The organism is Paraburkholderia acidisoli, assembly GCF_009789675.1.
In the GTDB taxonomy this organism is placed as follows: domain Bacteria; phylum Pseudomonadota; class Gammaproteobacteria; order Burkholderiales; family Burkholderiaceae; genus Paraburkholderia; species Paraburkholderia acidisoli.
Genome location: NZ_CP046914.1, coordinates 1,678,279 through 1,693,903, shown reverse-complemented (window position 1 = coordinate 1,693,903; position 15,625 = coordinate 1,678,279). Strand labels below are relative to the sequence as shown.

The following is a 15,625-nucleotide window of genomic DNA, read 5'->3' as shown; positions in this document are numbered from 1 at the left end:
GCCCTGCAGCGCTCAGAGACCATGACAACAAACCGCATCGTCCGCATCACCGTGAGCCAGCACCGGCTCCCGCTCGATCCGCCCTTTCCGGCGTCGTGGGACAGCCGGCCGCGCCGCGCGTTTCCGGCCACCATCGTCCGCGTCGAAGACAGCGCGGGCCGCGTCGGTATCGGTTCCGGCGACGCCATGTACGGCTTCGACGACTACCGCGACCTGTTCATCGGCGCCGACCCGCTCGACCTCGAACGCCATTCCGCCGTCCTCGACAACATCAACTTTCACGCGGGCCGCCCGTGGCCGCTCGACGTCGCGCTCTGGGACCTCGCCGGCAAGATTCGCGGCGAGCCGTGCTGGCAGATGGCGGGCGGCCGCGCGAGCCGGGTGCGCGCCTATGCGTCGTCGGGCGTGCATCGCTCGCTGGACGGCATGGGGCGCTGGGCCGAGCACTGCGTCGCGCGCGGCTTTCCGGCGCTCAAGGTGCGCTTTGGCCGTGCGAGTCTCGCCGACGATCTCGCGGCGCTCGCCGCCGTGCGCGAAGCGGCGGGCGACGGCATCGAACTGATGGTCGACTGCAACCAGGGCTGGCGCATGCCGTGGGACACGCAGGCGCCGTGGAACGTGGAGCAGGCGCTCGCCGTGATTCGTGAAGTCGAGCGCCACCGCGTGTACTGGGTCGAAGAACCGCTGCATCGCGGCGACTACGCGGGCCACGCGCAACTGCGCCAGCGCACCGGCGTGCGCATCGCGGGCGGCGAGATGACGCGCGACCCGCACGAATTCGGGGCGCTGCTCGCGCACGATTGTCTCGACGTCTATCAGCCCGACGTGGTCTGTTCGCTCGGCATGGAAGGCGCGCGCAGGCTCGCCGCGCAGATCGAGGCGCACGGCAAGGTGTTCACGCCGCACACGTGGGGCAACGGCATCGGCCTCGCGGCGAATCTGCACGTGGTGGCGGGCGCGGGCAACGCGCCCTTTGTGGAGTTTCCCTACGACCCGCCCGAGTGGACCAACGAACGCCGCGACTTTCCGCTCACGCGCGCCATCGACATCGACGCACAAGGTTTTATCGAACTCGGTCAGGCGCCGGGCCTCGGCCTCGAACTGGACGACGCCGTGCTCGCGGCAACGGCCGCGACCGACAGCCGTTACGAGTGACCTCGCAGTAACCCGGCCGATACGCGAACCGAACCCGCTTCGGGCCAGGCCGAGAAACATTAGTTTGCATGACGAAGCATCAAAAACATCGATAACAAAGGAGACATCATGAAACGCATTACCTCGCTGATCCGCGCGGCCTGCCTCGCCGCGCCGCTGCTCGCGGCGTTGCCCGCGCACGCCGCCGGCACCTGGTGCGGCCAGAACAAGCCCGTGCACTTCGCGGGCGTCACGTGGGAAAGCGGCAACTTCACGAGCGAAGTGCTGCGCTACATCCTCAAGACGGGCTACAACTGCCAGAGCGACGTCGTGCCCGGCAGCACCGCCGCGACCGAAACCGCACTGTCGCGCAACGACCTGCAGGTGTGGTCCGAGCAATGGACGGGCCGCTCGGAAATCGTCGCGAACGCCGTGAAGGCGGGCACGGTGAAACTCGTGGGCGACACGCTGCCCGGCGGCACGAAGGAAGGCTGGTACGTGCCCGACTACGTGATTCACGGCGACCCCAAGCGCGGCATCAAGCCGAGCGCGCCGGGCCTGCAATCCGTGAGCGATCTGCCGAAATACAAGGCGCTCTTCACCGACGACGAGGAACCGGATCGCGGCCGCTTCCTCAACTGCCCCTCGGGCTGGGACTGCGAGCGCGTGAACACGCGCCTCCTGAAGCTGCTCAAGCTCGACGACAGCTATACGAACTTCCGCCCCGGCACGGGCGCGGCGCTCGACGCGGCGATTTCGTCGGCGTACGAACGCGGCAAGCCGATCCTCACGTACTACTGGGAACCGGCCGCGCTGATGGCCAAATACAAGTTCGTGCAACTGAAGATGCCGCCGTTCAACGAAGCCTGCTGGAAGACGCTGCGCGAGGAAAACAGCGCGCAGCAATGCGCTTCGGCGTATCTGGTTTCGCATCTGAAGATCGGTGTGTCCACGCCCTTCTATCAAGCGGAACCCGACGTCATGACGTTCTTCTCGAAGGTCAACTTCCCGCTCGACTTCCTGAACACGACCATTCTCGACATGACCGAGCATAAGGTCGATGCGCAGGCCGAGGCGCTCAAGTTCCTCAAGCAGCATCCGGAAATGTGGAAGACGTGGGTGCCCGCCGACGTCGCGACGAAGGTGCAGCAGTCGCTCGGCGCATGACGCGCTGACACCCCTCGCCTCCCACCCGATCCAATCAACGAAAAAAGGGCCGCGCACATTCTGACGATGCCGGCCCGCGACCTGGAGATTCACACGTGAAGAAAAAAATCATCGCCGCGGCACTGCCGCTGGCCCTCGCCGCGGCGGGCGCGCACGCGCAAAGCAGCGTGACGCTGTACGGCATCATCGACCTGGGCGTGGACTACGCCAACAACGTGGCGTCGGGCTCGAACGGCAATCTCGTGCCCAATAGCGGCAACCGGCTCGTGCAGATGCAAAGCGGCGTGCCGGCGGGCAGCCGCTGGGGCCTGCGCGGCAGCGAAGACCTGGGTGGCGGCTATTCGGCCATCTTCCGCCTCGAAAGCGGCTTCAACGCGGCCACGGGCGGGCTTGGCGGCGGCCTCGCGTTTTCGCGCAACGCCTACGTGGGCCTGAAGAACGAGCAATACGGCCAGATCACGCTGGGCAAGCAATGGGACGCCACCGTCGACCTGATCGAACCGTATTCGCTCAACGGCAACTACGGCGGCTGGTACTTCGCGCATCCGAACGACATGGACAACCTCGACAACGGGTTCCCGGTCAACAACGCGATCAAGTACGTGAGCCCGGTGATCGCCGGCTTCCAGTTCGAAGGCCACTACTCGCTCGGCGGCCAGGCCGGCCAGTTCTCGAACAACGCCTCGTATAGCGCGGCCGCCGCGTACACGCTCGGCTCGTTCAGCGCGGGCGTGGGCTACCTGCGCGTGAACGATCCGATCACGGCCGTGGCCGGTTACGGCAGCGGCGGCGGCTTCGTCAACGCCGTGTACGGCAACGCGCTCGCAAACGCGCGCTATCAGGGCATTCTTTCGGCGGGTGCGTCGTACGTGCTCGGCAGCCTCAAGCTGATGGCGAACTACTCGAACGTGGACTTCTCGTCGGGTAACGGCAGTCACGACCTGCATTACCAGAACTACGAAGTCTCCGGCACGTACGCGGTCACGCCGGCCTTCACGGTGGGCGCGGGCTACACGTTCACCACCGGCCTCGACCACGCGAGCGACACCGAGCCGAAGTACCACCAGGTCAACCTGATCGGTCAGTACTCGCTCTCGAAGCGCACGTCCGTCTACGCGATGGGTTCGTATCAGCACGCCGCCGGTTCCGCCGACAACGCGCAGATCACGGGCTTCAATCCGTCGAGCACGCAGAACCAGGTCATCACCCGCGTCGGCATCACGCACTCGTTCTAACGCGGCATTAGAGTTGTCCGGCGCGCGTCCTGACATGGCGCGCGCCCGCATCACGCATCAATGTCACACGCCGAATGAGGCTCATCATGGGATCTCCCTTCCTTCACCTCTCGATCGCCGACTGGGTCAACGATCAGGTCACCGCGTTCGTGCAGCGCTACGGCGACGCGTTCCACAACTTCAGCGTGCTCATGCTGCGCCACGTGCTGGTGCCGCTCGAAGGCCTGCTGCGCGCGACGCCGCCGTGGGTCGTGCTGCTCGCCGTGGGCGTACTCACGTGGCATGCGTCGCGGCGCGTGGGCGTGGCCGTGCTGTTCGTCGCCCTGCTCTGGCTGATCGGCTGCTTCGGACTGTGGGACAAGCTCATGCAGACCTTCGCGCTGATGCTGGTCGCGACCGTCATCTCCGTCGCGCTCGGCGTGCCGCTCGGCATTCTCGCTTCGTCGAGCAGCGCGGTACGGCGCGTGCTGCTGCCCGTGCTCGACGTGATGCAAACACTGCCCAGCTTCGTGTACCTCATTCCCGTGCTGATGCTGTTCGGCCTCGGCAAGGTGCCCGCGATTCTCGCTACCGTGGTCTACGCGCTGCCGCCGCTGATTCGCCTGACCGACCTCGGCATCCGTCATGTCGACGGCGAGATCGTCGAAGCCGCGCGCGCGTTCGGCACGACGCGTGCGCAATTGCTGTTCGGCGTGCAGTTGCCGCTCGCGCGGCCGAGCATCATGGCCGGTATCAACCAGACAACAATGATGGCGCTCTCGATGGTCGTGATCGCCTCGATGATCGGCTCGCGCGGCCTGGGCGAGGACGTGCTCGCGGGCATTCAGACGCTCGACGTGGGCAAGGGCACGCAGGCCGGTATCGCCATCGTGATTCTCGCGATCGTGATCGACCGCATCAGCCAGGGCTACGGCCAGGGCCGCCGCACGCGCCGTTCGATGCAGCCTTCGCGCGTGCCGTTCCGGCGCGCACGCGACACGGCGGCGAACGACACGGCGAACGCTGGCGCCACGGGCGACGCCGGCGCGGAGAACACCGTCAAGCGCGCGGTCTGAACCCGACCGGCGCGCGAGCCGAACACGATTCGCGCGCCGTCAAATACGCATCGAGGTAACGAACATGAGCGGCATCGAAGTCAAGAACGTCTACAAGATTTTCGGCACGCGCGACGCGAGCCAGCACGCGCTCGAACTGCTGCGCGGCGGCGCGGGCAAAAAGGAAGTGCTCGAAAAAACCCGCTGCAACGTGGGGCTCGACGACGTGAGCCTCTCGATCGGCTCCGGTCAGATCTTCGTCATCATGGGTCTCTCGGGCTCGGGCAAATCCACGCTCGTGCGCCATTTCAACCGGCTGATCGAACCCACCGTGGGCGAGATTCTCATCGACGGCAAGGACGTGCTCAAGCTCAACGAAGGCGGCCTGCGCGAGTTGCGCCGCTACGGCGTGAGCATGGTGTTCCAGAGCTTCGGCCTGCTGCCGCACCAAACCGTGCTCAACAACGCGGCCTACGCGCTCGTCACGCGCGGCGAGAAGAAGGCCGAGGCGCTGGCGAGCGCGCGCGAATGGCTCGGCAAGGTGGGCCTCGCCGGATACGCCGATCACTACCCCGACGAACTCTCGGGCGGCATGCGTCAACGCGTGGGCCTCGCGCGCGCGCTCGCCGCGAACACCGACGTGCTACTGATGGACGAAGCGTTTTCCGCGCTGGATCCGCTGATCCGCACGGAAATGCAGGACCAGTTGCTCGAGTTGCAGAAGACGCTCCGGAAGACCATCGTGTTCATCACGCACGACCTGGACGAAGCGCTGCGCATCGGCAACCAGATCGCCATTCTGCGCGACGGCCGCCTGATTCAATGCGGCACGCCCGACGACATCCTGCATCGCCCCGCCGACGACTACGTGCGCCGCTTCGTCGAGCGCCGCGCCGGCACGACGCATTAAGCGCCGCCCATGCGATCGCTGGTTGGCCTGCTGAGCGGCTACACGATTCTCGTGTGCGGCAACAGCCTGCTCACGACGCTGATCTCGCTGCGCATGCTGCACGCGGCGCACAGCGCGCTCGCGGTCGGGCTCGTGCAATCGTGCTATTACATCGGCTTCATCTGCGGCGCGCTCGGGCTGGGGCCGCTGGTGACGCGCATCGGGCCGCAGCGCGCGTTCATCGGCTTCAGCGCGATCACGGCGCTCGCCGCGCTCGGCTATCTCTCGTTCGACACGCCCGAAGCTTGGGCCGCGCTGCGGCTCGTCATGGGCTTCAGCATGGTCGGCGTCTTCACGTCGATCGAAAGCGGCGTGAACGGCGCCGTGCAGAACGCGCAGCGCGGCCGCGCGTTCGCGCTCTATCTCGTGCTCACCTATCTGGGCGTGAGCGCGGGGCAGTTCCTGCTCGGCGCGAACGCGCCCGGCAGCCTCGCGGAACACGGGCTCGTCAATGCGCTGTTCGTGGCAGCGCTCGTGCCCGTGGCGCTGATCGGCGACTGGCAGCAGGTCGTCGTCACGCCCAGGCCCGTCGCCACGCCGCTCGCCACGCCCAAACGCCCCACCCTGCTGCTCGACGGCTTGCGCGAACTCACGCGCGTCGCGCCGCGCAGCGTGCCCGCGTGCATTGGCGCGGGGCTGCTGTCGAGCGCGTTCTACGCGCTCACGCCTGTGTATCTCGCCGATATCGGCTATCCGTCGAGTGAAATTTCGCACGCGATGGGCGTCGTGCTGATCGGCGCGCTGCTGTCGCAATGGCCGGTGGGCCGCCTCTCCGACCGGCTCGGCCGCCGCGCGACGCTCGGCGCGGTCGCGCTTGTCGCGGCGTTCGCGGCGGCGGCGTTGATCGTGATTCGCGTGGCCGCCATCGTCGACGTGCTGCTGTTTCTTTACGTCGCGCTCACGTTCACGTTGTACGGCGTGATCGTCTCCGACGTGAACGATCGCGTCGATCAGGCGCGCCGCGTGCAAACGAGCGCCACGTTGCTGCTCGTGTTCTCGCTGGGCGGCGCGGCGGGACCGACGCTCGCCTCGCTGTTCATGCGGCTGCTCGGCGCGGGCGGGCTGTACGTGTTCGCGCTCGTCATCACGCTCGCGCTCGCGGCACTGTCGCGAGCGCCGGAACGCGCGGTCGCGCAGGCGCGCGAACCTGCCGATGCGCCGCCGGTCGAGCATGCCCACGAAAGCACGAAAGAACGCGCGAGCGAACACGTGATCGAGCCCGTAATCGTCAAGGAAAGCCAGGCGAGCGAGCCCTGAATGGCGCGCGCTCCGCGGGCCGGTATACTGCCTCGTTTTGGCGCCGCACCTTTTCGGGATAGAGCGGCGCGCGAGGAGACGACCTTGAAGCGAAAGATGCCCGCGCTCAACGCCCTGAAAGCGTTCGAAGCGGCTGGCACGAGCGGCAGCTTTACGCGCGCCGCCGAGCAGTTGAACGTGACGCAAAGCGCCGTGAGCCGCCAGGTGCGCCAACTGGAGGACCAGCTCGGCGAGACGCTGCTCGAACGCCACCATCACCGGCTCGAACTCACCGACGCGGGACGCGCGCTACTGCGCACGCTCCAGCAGTCGTTCGATCGCATCGAACTCACGGTGCGCACGATCCAGCAAAAGAGCGACCGCAACCGCCTGCGCGTGAACGTGGCGCCCACTTTCGCGGCGCGCTGGCTCGTACCGCGCCTGCCGAAACTGCACGCGCGCCACCCGGAGCTCGAACTGAGCCTCACCACCCGGCTGCAAGACAGTCTCGACGATTCGACCTCGCTCGATTGCGCGATCCGTTTCGGCGACGGCGAATGGGAAGGCCTGGAAAACTCGCTGCTGATGCACGAGTCGCACATCGCGGTCTGCGCGCCCGCGCTGCTCGCGAACGGCCCGCTCGATCTCACCAAGGTCACGCTGCTGCACGTGCTCGCGGGCGAAAATCAGCGTTACCTGACGTGGCGGCATTGGCTCGACGCGGCGCGCATCGAAGGCGTGGACACGTCGGGCGGCTATGAATTCGATCTGCTCGATTACGCGATTCGCGCCGCCGTGGAAGGGCTCGGCGTGACCATCGCGGACCGCAACATGATCGGGCGCGAACTGGCTTCAGGCCAGCTCGCGCCCGTGCGCGACGTGCATGTGGAGGGACGGCAGTCGTACTGGTTCGTGGTGCGGCCCGAACAGAAAGTGTCGAAGCCGCTCCAGCTGTTCCGGCAGTGGCTTCAGGAAGAAGCGGCGACGGCCGGCTGAAAACGCGCCGCGAGACTGCGGTCGGCGATGGCGCGGTCGGCGTCTTCGAGAATCAGGTCGGCGCCCTTCTCCGCCACCATCATCGTTGCCGCGTTCGTGTTGCCCGAGGTGATGTTCGGGAAGACCGAAGCATCGACCACGCGCAACCCGTCGAGTCCGTGCACGCGCAAACGCGCATCGACCACGGCCGTTTGCGGATCGGGACCCATTGCGCAGCTACCGCACAGGTGGTAGATCGAACCGCTCTGCTCGCGGAAGAACTGCAGCATGCTGGCGTCGTCGGTGACTTCGCCGGCGGGCGTGACTTCGCTTTCCGTCACGGCCTGCAACGCCTTCGCCTGCATCAGCTTGCGCACGAGGCGGCTGCCCGCGATGGCTTCGTCGCGATCCTTTTGCGTCGACAGATAATTGCCGCGAATCTTCGGTGCGTCTTCCACGCTGTTCGAGGCGATTTCCACCGAGCCGCGGCTCGTGGGCCGGCACGGATTGAAGCAGACGAGGAAGCCCGAATACGGCTCCGGCGTGAGCTTCGCGCGATTCGACTTCGGAATGCGATACGAGAGCGGATTGAAGTAGATCTGCATGTTCGGATGCGCTTCGCCCGCGTTGGTGCGGAAGAAACCGCCCGACTGGTTCACGCTCATCGAGAACGGCCCCGAGCGCGCGAACAGCCATTGCAGGCCGAACTTCAGTTGCGACATCCAGCTGCTGAACGAGTCGTTGAGCGTCTTCACGCGCGCGCGATAGTAGAAGCTCGCGCACAGGTGATCCTGGAGGTTCTGCCCGACGGCCGGCAACTCGTGCACCATCTCCACGCCGTGCTTCGCGAGCAGCGCACGCGGCCCCACGCCCGAGAGTTGCAGCAGCTTCGGCGAATCCACGGCGCCCGCCGCGACGATCACTTCGCGGTTCGCATGGAACGTGCGCGTCACGCCTTGCTGCACGATTTCCACGCCGGTCGCACGCTGCTTCGCCGCGTCGAACAGCACACGCGTGGCGCGCGCATGATGCTCGATTGTCAGATTCGGACGATGACCCGCGCGATGCAGATACGCCACGCTGCTCGAATCCCGCTTGCCATTGCGCGTATTCACGTCGTAAATGCCCACGCCTTCGAGGCGCGCGCCGTTGAAGTCGTCGTTGCGTTCGTAGCCGAGTTGCTCGCAGCCTTCGATAAAGCTCGCGCAGATCGGGTGCGCGCCGTCGCGCATCGGCGTGATGTGCACGGGGCCGTTCGCGCCGTGCCATGTCGTATTGCCGAGCGGATGCGATTCGAGCTTGCGGAAGTACGGCAGCACGTCCTGATACGACCAGCCCGGATTGCCCGCGGCGGCCCAGTCGTCGAAATCGCGCGCGGCGCCGCGCACGTAGATCATCGCGTTGATCGAGCCCGAGCCGCCCTGCACCTTGCCGCGCGGCGCATAGATCTGCCGTCCGCCCAGTTCCGGCTCCGGCTCGCTGTAGTACATCCAGTTATAGGCCTTGTTGTAGTACAGCTTGGCAAAGCCGATGGGGATCTTGAACCAGAAACCCTTGTCCGGGCCGCCCGCTTCGAGCAGCAGCACCGAGTGACGGCCCGAGGCCGACAAGCGCTCGGCGAGAATGCAGCCCGCCGACCCGGCGCCGACGATGATGTAGTCGTAATTCATCTTGCGTGCTCCAGTGGCTTCAGCCGCGTGCGGGCGCCGTGTCGCGCACGTCGGCCGGCTGGCTCGCCATCTGCAGATGCAGACGCTTGCCCGTGTACGGCGAATGCGCGCGCACGACGTCCATGTCGAGCTCGACGCCCAGACCCGGCGCCTTCGACGGGATGATGTAGCCGTCTTCCCATTGGATCGGCTTCTTGAGCACCTGCGCGTGGAAACCGTCCCACGTGCCGATGCTTTCCTGAATCAGGAAGTTGGGCGTGCATGCCGCGAGCTGGATGCTCGCCGCCGCGCCGATCGGGCCGTTGTAGAGATGCGGCGCGATCTGCGCGTAGTAGACCTCGGCGAGCGTGGCTACCTTCTTCGCTTCGAGCAGGCCGCCCACGCGCGCCACGTTCAACTGGATGATCGAGGCCGCGCCGCTCTCGAGCAGCTTGTGGAACTCGTATTTCGTGGTGAGGCGTTCGCCCGCCGAGATCGGAATGCTCGTGTGACGCGCGACTTCGGCCATGGCTTCGGGCTGGCCCGGCGGCACCGGTTCTTCGAACCACAGCGGGTCGTACTTTTCGAGGCGTTTGGCAAGACGGATAGCCGAAGACGGCACCATCTGGCCGTGCGTGCCGAACAGAATGTCGGCCTGGTTGCCCACGGCTTCGCGCACCTTGCGGCAGAACGTTTCGCAACGGTCCAGCACTTCGAGCGACAGCTGATGCCCCGAGTACGCCGTGTACGGGCCGGCCGGATCGAACTTGACCGCCGTGAAGCCGCGCTTCACGTTTTGCGCGGCGCATTCGGCGGCGAGATCGGGGTCGTCGTAATCGTATTCGCCGTCGCGGTTCTTCGGGTACAGGTAGGTGTACGAACGAAGCCGCTCGTTCACCATGCCGCCCAGCAGCTCGTACACGGGCTTGTTGCACGCCTTGCCCACGATGTCCCAGCACGCCATTTCCAGGCCGCTCACGATGCCCATCATCGTGAGATCGGGGCGCTGCGTGAAGCCGCTCGAATACGTTTCACGCCACAGGCGCTCCACGTGGTGCGGATCGTGATCGAGTAGATAGCGCGAGAACACATCTTCGATCGCGGGCACCATCACGTCGGGATGGAAGGTGGCCGCGTAGATTTCACCGACCCCTTCGATACCGCAGTCGGTCTTGAGCGTGACGAAGATCCAGTACATGCCGCCGAGGTGCGGAGGTGGCACCGCGACGACGTGCGTTTCCAATGCAACGACTTTCATGGTTCGAGCTGTTCAGGCAAAGTGAAAACAGGTTATGCGCGAGTCATGCGCCGGAGCGCGAGCGCAGCGATACCGCCGAGCGTGCCGATGGCCGCCACGTAGGCGAAATAAAACTGATAGCCCAGCAGGCCCGCATAGTGTTCGGTGAAGTAACCGTTCACGAGCGGCAGGAAAATATCCGACGAATAGCCGATCAGCGAAACGAGGCCGATGGCGAGACCCGTGATGCGCATGGGAATCGCGCACAGATCGAGCAGCGTCCAATAGAGGCCGCGAATCGCGTAGGTCATGAGGCCGATGAACAGCACGACCACGCCGAGCACGGCCATGTTCCGCAGCGCGGGCAGCAGGATCAGACCGACGAGACCGGCCACGGCGAGAAAGATCGCCCAGATCAGCACGCGCAGGTTGGAGAGGCGGTCGCCGAGCCAGCCGCCGCCGATGCCGCCGAGCGGGCGCATCCACAGCTTGAGCGTCGTGACCATGCCGGCCGCGACCACGCTCATATGCAGGTCGCCCTGCTGGAGATACGCGGAGAAGCTGTAGGTGGCCCAGAAGATCTGATAGCCGCAGAACACCACGGCCGCCACGAGCCACAGTTGCGGAATGGCCGCGAGCGTCGCGAGATCCTTCAGCAGCGAACCGTTCGCCTTCGCTTCCTCGGCCTCGGCCAGCGCTTCGGCCGTGGGTGCGGGGTCGCCGAACAGGCTCATCAACGCGCCCAGCGCGATACAGGTGAATGCGTACAGATAGATCACGTGGCGCAGGCCGGCCGCGTCGCCCTGGCCCGAGCTCGTGGCGGCCGCGAACAACGCGAGCGCGATGGTGGCGAGCACGGCTTCCACGAGACCGCGGCCGCCGTCGAGCACGCCGAAGAAGCGGCCCTGCTCGTTCGCCCCCGCGATCATCTTCACGCGCTTGAGCACCGAGGCCCAGAACGTGAGACCGGTGGAGAGACCCCAGCCGCAGAAGATCGCGAGCAGCGCGTTGAACGAAGGCGCCGTCGAGTACCAGAGTCCGAGCACGCCGGTCGCGACCAGCGAAAAGCAGATCAGGAGGCGCGGCGCCACGCGGTCGGCGAGCCAGCCGCTCGGCAGATAGCTGAGAAAGAACACGATGCCGAGCACCGAGTACAGATAACCGAGCTGCGAATTGTCGATGTGAAAGACATCGAGCATCGTGGTCTGATAGACCTGGCGCAGATACAGGATCGGATAGATACCGCCGGCGGCGAGCACGAGCAGCATCAACTGGATATAGCGCTGCGCAGGCGAACCGGCGCGCGACTCGGGTGCCGCGCTCAGCGGCTTCGATACGGACTTCTGCAAGATTGTCTCCATGCCGCGCGCGGTGTTGATACGCGCGCTTTCTTCTACGAGCTGATTCGAACGACTTTCAAACCGGCGCTCGCCTTTCGCGCGAGCGCCTTTAAACAATTCCAGCAAGCATTAACGAAGCGCGATCAATGCGGCATCACGACAAGACGCGTTTGCGTGAATTCGAGCATGCCGTGCTTGCCGTCGTCGCCGCCGAGGCCCGAGCGCTTCCAGCCCGCGTGATAGCCCTGATACGGATCGGCCGGCGTGCGGTTCACGTACAGCTCGCCCGCTTCGATCTCGTTCGACACGTGCATGATCGAGCGATAACGCTCCGTGAACAGCACCGACGAAAGACCGAACTGATGATCGTTGGCCATGCGCAATGCGTCTTCAAGCGTGGCGTACGACACCACCGGCAGCACCGGTCCGAAGATCTCTTCCTGCACGATCTCCATGTCGTGACCGCAATTCGACAGCAGCGTGGCCGGATAGAAGTGGCCGGGGCCTTCCGGCACGCGGCCGCCCGTTTCGATCACGGCGCCCGCGGCGACGGCGCGCTCGACCATTGCGTGAATCTGCGTGCGCGCCTGCGCGCTCACGAGCGGACCCATGCGCGAGGCGTCTTCCGCGCGGTCGCCAAAGCGCACGGCGGCCATCTTCTCGCGCAACAGCGCGACGAAGCGGTCGTGCACCGACGCGTGCACATACACCCGTTCGATCGCCGTGCAGAGCTGGCCGCAATGCGAGGTTTTCGAGCCGACGATGGCCGCGGCGGCGGCTTCGAGGTCGGCGTCGTCCTCGACGATGGCGGGCGTCTTGCCGCCCAGTTCCAGCGACGGCTTCGCGATGTTTTCCTTGCAGTAGTCGAGCACCTTGCGGCCCGCCGCCACGCTGCCCGTCAACGTGATCATGCCCACCTTGCTGTGCGTGCAGAGCACGGCCGCCGTGTCGTGATCCATGGCCAGCACGTTGAAGATGCCGGCGGGCAGCCCCGCTTCCTGCGCGGCGCGCGCCACTTCGAACGCCGAGCCCGGCGTGTTGTTGCTCGGGCGCACGACCACGGCATTACCCGTGATGAGCGCGGGCGCGATCTTGCGCAGCAACGTGTAAATGGGGAAATTGAACGGAATCAGGCAAGCCACCACGCCGATCGGTTCGCGCATGAGGATGAGGTTTTCGCGCGGGCTGTCGCTCGGGATCACCTCGCCTTCCACGCGGCGCGCCCACTGCGCGTGATAGCGCAGGATTTCGGCGGCATACTGCGCTTCCGAGGTGGCGTCGGCGACGCTCTTGCCCGACTCGGCGGCCAGCGCCGCGCCAATGGCGGGGGCGCGCGCCACGATCGCGTCGGCGAAGCGGTTGAGGATCGCGCCGCGCTCGGCTGCCGGCAGGCGGCGCCAGGCGGGTTGCGCGGCGGCGGCGGCGGCCACGGCGCGCTCGGCGTCGGCCGGGCTCGCGGCGCTCACATGGCCGATCAGCTCGGCGTTGGCGGGATTGAAGACGTCGATGCGCGCGGCGCTCGTTTCGTCGAATTGCCCGTTGATGAAGTTGTGATGAAGTCGCATGGAATACCGCCGGTTCGTCGCATGAACGGAAAGTCAGGGCAGTATCGGCGGCGGTTTGGCGCCTCACAAACGATTAATTGTCGAGCGGAGCATGCGTTTTTCGCATACTCGCCGCGCGGCTTTCGATACGGCGTTTTCGCGCCACGACGTTTCGAAATCGACCGTCGGACCGTCGCGCGGGATCATCCGAAAACGCGCTTCGGCATGGGTTGGATTACGCTTGATCCCATCCCGCATTCAATCGTCTGGTTAAAAAGATCATTGCCGAAACCAGCAAAACACGTGGCCCAGCCATTACAGATCGCTGACACGGCGATCGAATGGAACCGCACGCCGGTTTAAACGGTCATTTAAGGCACTGCAATTGCTTACCCTGATCGACCAAATCCAAGGAAGCGCCATCATGCCGACCAGCACGCCCAACCCCGACACCGCGAAAGCGCAGCAAAACCCGCAACCGAGCGCGAAGGTGGACGCGCATGCGCAGCAGGCGCCCGGCGCGCCGGCCTCGCCCGCGGGCAAGCATCCCGCACCGCCCTGCACGCTCGTGATCTTCGGCGCGGGCGGCGATCTCACCAAGCGCCTGCTCATGCCCGCGCTGTACAACCTGACCGTCGACGGCCTGCTCGACGACGGCATGCAGATCATCGGCGTCAATCACGGCGAGCGCGAAACGCAGCAATGGCGCGACGACCTGCACAGTTCGCTCGAACAGCTCGCCGCCGACAAAGCCAGCACCTTTCACGCGGGCAAGCTCGACGACAACGCCTGGAACTGGGTCGCGCAACGCTTGCAATATATGGCGGCCGAATTCGAGGAAGACGCGCCTTATCAGCAACTCGCGAAGCTGCTCGAAGGCAAGACGCAAGGTAACGTGGTGTTCTACCTCGCCGTGGGCGCGCGTTTTTTCAAGCCGATCGTCGAACGGCTCGGCAAAGCAGGCTTGCTGAAAGAAGGCGACGACGGCAAGAGCGGCTTCCGCCGCATCGTGATCGAGAAGCCGTTCGGCACCGACCTCGCCTCGGCGCGCGATCTGAACGCGCATCTGCTGAACTTCGTGAAGGAAACGCAGATTTACCGTATCGACCATTTTCTCGGCAAGGACACGGTGCAGAGCATCCTCGCGGTGCGCTTCGCGAATGCGCTGTTCGAGCCGATCTGGCGCCGCGAGTACATCGACAACGTGCAGATCACGGCTTCGGAAGTGATCGGCGTCGAAGGCCGCGGCAGCTTCTACGAGCAGACCGGCGCGTTCCGCGACATGGTGCCGAACCATCTGTTCCAGTTGCTCGGCATGGTCGCCATGGAACCGCCCAATTCGTTCGATGCGGAAGCCGTGCGCAACAAGAAGGCCGAAATCTTCGACGCGATCAAGCCGCTCACGCGCGAAGATGTCGTGTTCGGCCAGTACGAGCAAGGCCCGGCGGGCGTGGGCTACAGGGACGAACCGAATGTGGCGAAGGACAGTACGACCGAAACCTATGCCGCCGCGCGCGTGCATATCGACAACTGGCGCTGGGCCGGCGTGCCGTTTTATCTGCGCACGGGCAAGCGCCTCGCCGCGCGCCGCACCGAAATTTCCGTGCAGCTGAAAAGCGTGCCGTTCCGGCTCTTTCGCGACACGCCCGTGGACGCGCTCACGCCGAACGTGCTCACGCTGCGCATCGATCCTTCGCACGGCACGACCTTCGACTTCAACGTGAAGACGCCCGGCCCGCTCATGGAAATGGGTGCGGTGCATTCCACGTTCGATTACGATGACTTCTTCACGCAGCGCGCGAACGTGGGCTACGAAACGCTGCTCTACGACTGCATGCTCGGCGACGAAACGCTGTTCCAGCGCGCGGACAGCATCGAGTCGACCTGGGCTGCCGTAGACGACGTCTTGCACCCGAAGGATGGCGGCGCGGTGCCCGTGCATGGCTACGCGGCCGGCAGCCAGGGGCCGAAGGAAGCCGACGACCTGCTGGCTCGCGACGGGCATGCATGGCGCAAACTCACGCCGCCGGAGTCTAAGCCCGACTCGAAGCCCGACTCAAAGCCCGACTCGAAGCCCGATGCAAACAAGAAGTAAACCCGAGACCGCAAGCACGACATCAACGGA

The 15,625-nt window shown here is 65.5% G+C and carries 13 protein-coding genes; 9 read left to right on the top strand and 4 right to left on the bottom strand.

Features of this window, described 5'->3' with window-relative positions; all coding sequences use genetic code 11:
• Positions 1-21: 21 nt before the first annotated feature.
• The 7 genes from FAZ98_RS21620 (at position 22) to FAZ98_RS21590 (ending at position 7,751) form a co-directional block, all read left to right on the top strand.
• Positions 22-1,155 (top strand): mandelate racemase/muconate lactonizing enzyme family protein, encoded by a 1,134-nt coding sequence (locus FAZ98_RS21620; protein WP_158953636.1) that lies wholly within the window; start codon positions 22-24, stop codon positions 1,153-1,155.
• A 108-nt stretch (positions 1,156-1,263) separates the two neighbouring features.
• Complete coding sequence (locus FAZ98_RS21615; protein WP_158953634.1) at positions 1,264-2,301, top strand: ABC transporter substrate-binding protein; 1,038 nt, start codon at positions 1,264-1,266, stop codon at positions 2,299-2,301.
• A 95-nt stretch (positions 2,302-2,396) separates the two neighbouring features.
• Positions 2,397-3,536 (top strand): porin, encoded by a 1,140-nt coding sequence (locus tag FAZ98_RS21610; protein WP_158953632.1) that lies wholly within the window; start codon positions 2,397-2,399, stop codon positions 3,534-3,536.
• Between the two features lie 86 nt (positions 3,537-3,622).
• Positions 3,623-4,591, top strand: coding sequence for an ABC transporter permease (locus FAZ98_RS21605; RefSeq protein ID WP_158953630.1), 969 nt, complete (start codon positions 3,623-3,625; stop codon positions 4,589-4,591).
• A 64-nt stretch (positions 4,592-4,655) separates the two neighbouring features.
• Entirely contained in the window at positions 4,656-5,480 is an 825-nt protein-coding gene (locus tag FAZ98_RS21600; RefSeq protein ID WP_158953628.1) for a quaternary amine ABC transporter ATP-binding protein, read from the top strand.
• A gap of 9 nt (positions 5,481-5,489) precedes the next feature.
• Positions 5,490-6,776, top strand: a complete 1,287-nt coding sequence (locus FAZ98_RS21595; protein WP_158953626.1) for an MFS transporter — start codon at positions 5,490-5,492, stop codon at positions 6,774-6,776.
• A gap of 96 nt (positions 6,777-6,872) precedes the next feature.
• The gene (locus FAZ98_RS21590) at positions 6,873-7,751 is read left to right on the top strand and encodes a LysR substrate-binding domain-containing protein (protein WP_158954120.1); all 879 of its coding nucleotides are present in this window, start codon (positions 6,873-6,875) and stop codon (positions 7,749-7,751) included.
• On the opposite strand, the gene FAZ98_RS21585 is transcribed toward FAZ98_RS21590, so the two are convergent.
• The 4 genes from FAZ98_RS21585 to aldA all read right to left on the bottom strand — a co-directional run bounded on the left by FAZ98_RS21585 (position 7,724) and on the right by aldA (position 13,521).
• Entirely contained in the window at positions 7,724-9,400 is a 1,677-nt protein-coding gene (locus FAZ98_RS21585) for a GMC family oxidoreductase (RefSeq protein ID WP_158953624.1), read from the bottom strand. The genes FAZ98_RS21590 and FAZ98_RS21585 overlap by 28 nt on opposite strands.
• A gap of 19 nt (positions 9,401-9,419) precedes the next feature.
• The gene (locus tag FAZ98_RS21580; RefSeq protein WP_158953622.1) at positions 9,420-10,637 is read right to left on the bottom strand and encodes a mandelate racemase/muconate lactonizing enzyme family protein; all 1,218 of its coding nucleotides are present in this window, start codon (positions 10,635-10,637) and stop codon (positions 9,420-9,422) included.
• 32 nt (positions 10,638-10,669) lie between these two features.
• Positions 10,670-11,884, bottom strand: coding sequence for an MFS transporter (locus tag FAZ98_RS21575; protein WP_199272405.1), 1,215 nt, complete (start codon positions 11,882-11,884; stop codon positions 10,670-10,672).
• Between the two features lie 215 nt (positions 11,885-12,099).
• Positions 12,100-13,521, bottom strand: coding sequence for an aldehyde dehydrogenase (gene aldA, locus FAZ98_RS21570; RefSeq protein ID WP_158953618.1), 1,422 nt, complete (start codon positions 13,519-13,521; stop codon positions 12,100-12,102).
• 21 nt (positions 13,522-13,542) lie between these two features.
• On the opposite strand from aldA, the gene FAZ98_RS21565 reads away from it, so the two are divergent.
• Together FAZ98_RS21565 and zwf are read left to right on the top strand one after the other, a co-directional pair.
• A complete protein-coding gene (locus FAZ98_RS21565; protein WP_158953616.1) occupies positions 13,543-13,863 on the top strand; it encodes a hypothetical protein in 321 nt (106 codons plus the stop codon).
• Positions 13,864-13,924: 61 nt separating this feature from the next.
• The gene (gene zwf / locus FAZ98_RS21560) at positions 13,925-15,595 is read left to right on the top strand and encodes a glucose-6-phosphate dehydrogenase (RefSeq protein ID WP_158953614.1); all 1,671 of its coding nucleotides are present in this window, start codon (positions 13,925-13,927) and stop codon (positions 15,593-15,595) included.
• The last annotated feature ends 30 nt before the right edge of the window (positions 15,596-15,625 follow it).

Excerpts from the sequence above, each read along its gene's own strand:
- FAZ98_RS21620 (WP_158953636.1), top strand. The coding sequence starts at position 22 with ATGACAACAAACCGCATCGTCCGCATCACCGTGAGCCAGCACCGGCTC.
- FAZ98_RS21615 (WP_158953634.1), top strand. The coding sequence starts at position 1,264 with ATGAAACGCATTACCTCGCTGATCCGCGCGGCCTGCCTCGCCGCGCCG.
- FAZ98_RS21605 (WP_158953630.1), top strand. The coding sequence starts at position 3,623 with ATGGGATCTCCCTTCCTTCACCTCTCGATCGCCGACTGGGTCAACGAT.
- FAZ98_RS21600 (WP_158953628.1), top strand. The coding sequence starts at position 4,656 with ATGAGCGGCATCGAAGTCAAGAACGTCTACAAGATTTTCGGCACGCGC.
- FAZ98_RS21595 (WP_158953626.1), top strand. The coding sequence starts at position 5,490 with ATGCGATCGCTGGTTGGCCTGCTGAGCGGCTACACGATTCTCGTGTGC.
- FAZ98_RS21590 (WP_158954120.1), top strand. The coding sequence starts at position 6,873 with ATGCCCGCGCTCAACGCCCTGAAAGCGTTCGAAGCGGCTGGCACGAGC.
- FAZ98_RS21585 (WP_158953624.1), bottom strand. The coding sequence starts at position 9,400 with ATGAATTACGACTACATCATCGTCGGCGCCGGGTCGGCGGGCTGCATT.
- FAZ98_RS21580 (WP_158953622.1), bottom strand. The coding sequence starts at position 10,637 with ATGAAAGTCGTTGCATTGGAAACGCACGTCGTCGCGGTGCCACCTCCG.
- FAZ98_RS21575 (WP_199272405.1), bottom strand. The coding sequence starts at position 11,884 with ATGCTGCTCGTGCTCGCCGCCGGCGGTATCTATCCGATCCTGTATCTG.
- aldA (WP_158953618.1), bottom strand. The coding sequence starts at position 13,521 with ATGCGACTTCATCACAACTTCATCAACGGGCAATTCGACGAAACGAGC.
- FAZ98_RS21565 (WP_158953616.1), top strand. The coding sequence starts at position 13,543 with ATGAACGGAAAGTCAGGGCAGTATCGGCGGCGGTTTGGCGCCTCACAA.
- zwf (WP_158953614.1), top strand. The coding sequence starts at position 13,925 with ATGCCGACCAGCACGCCCAACCCCGACACCGCGAAAGCGCAGCAAAAC.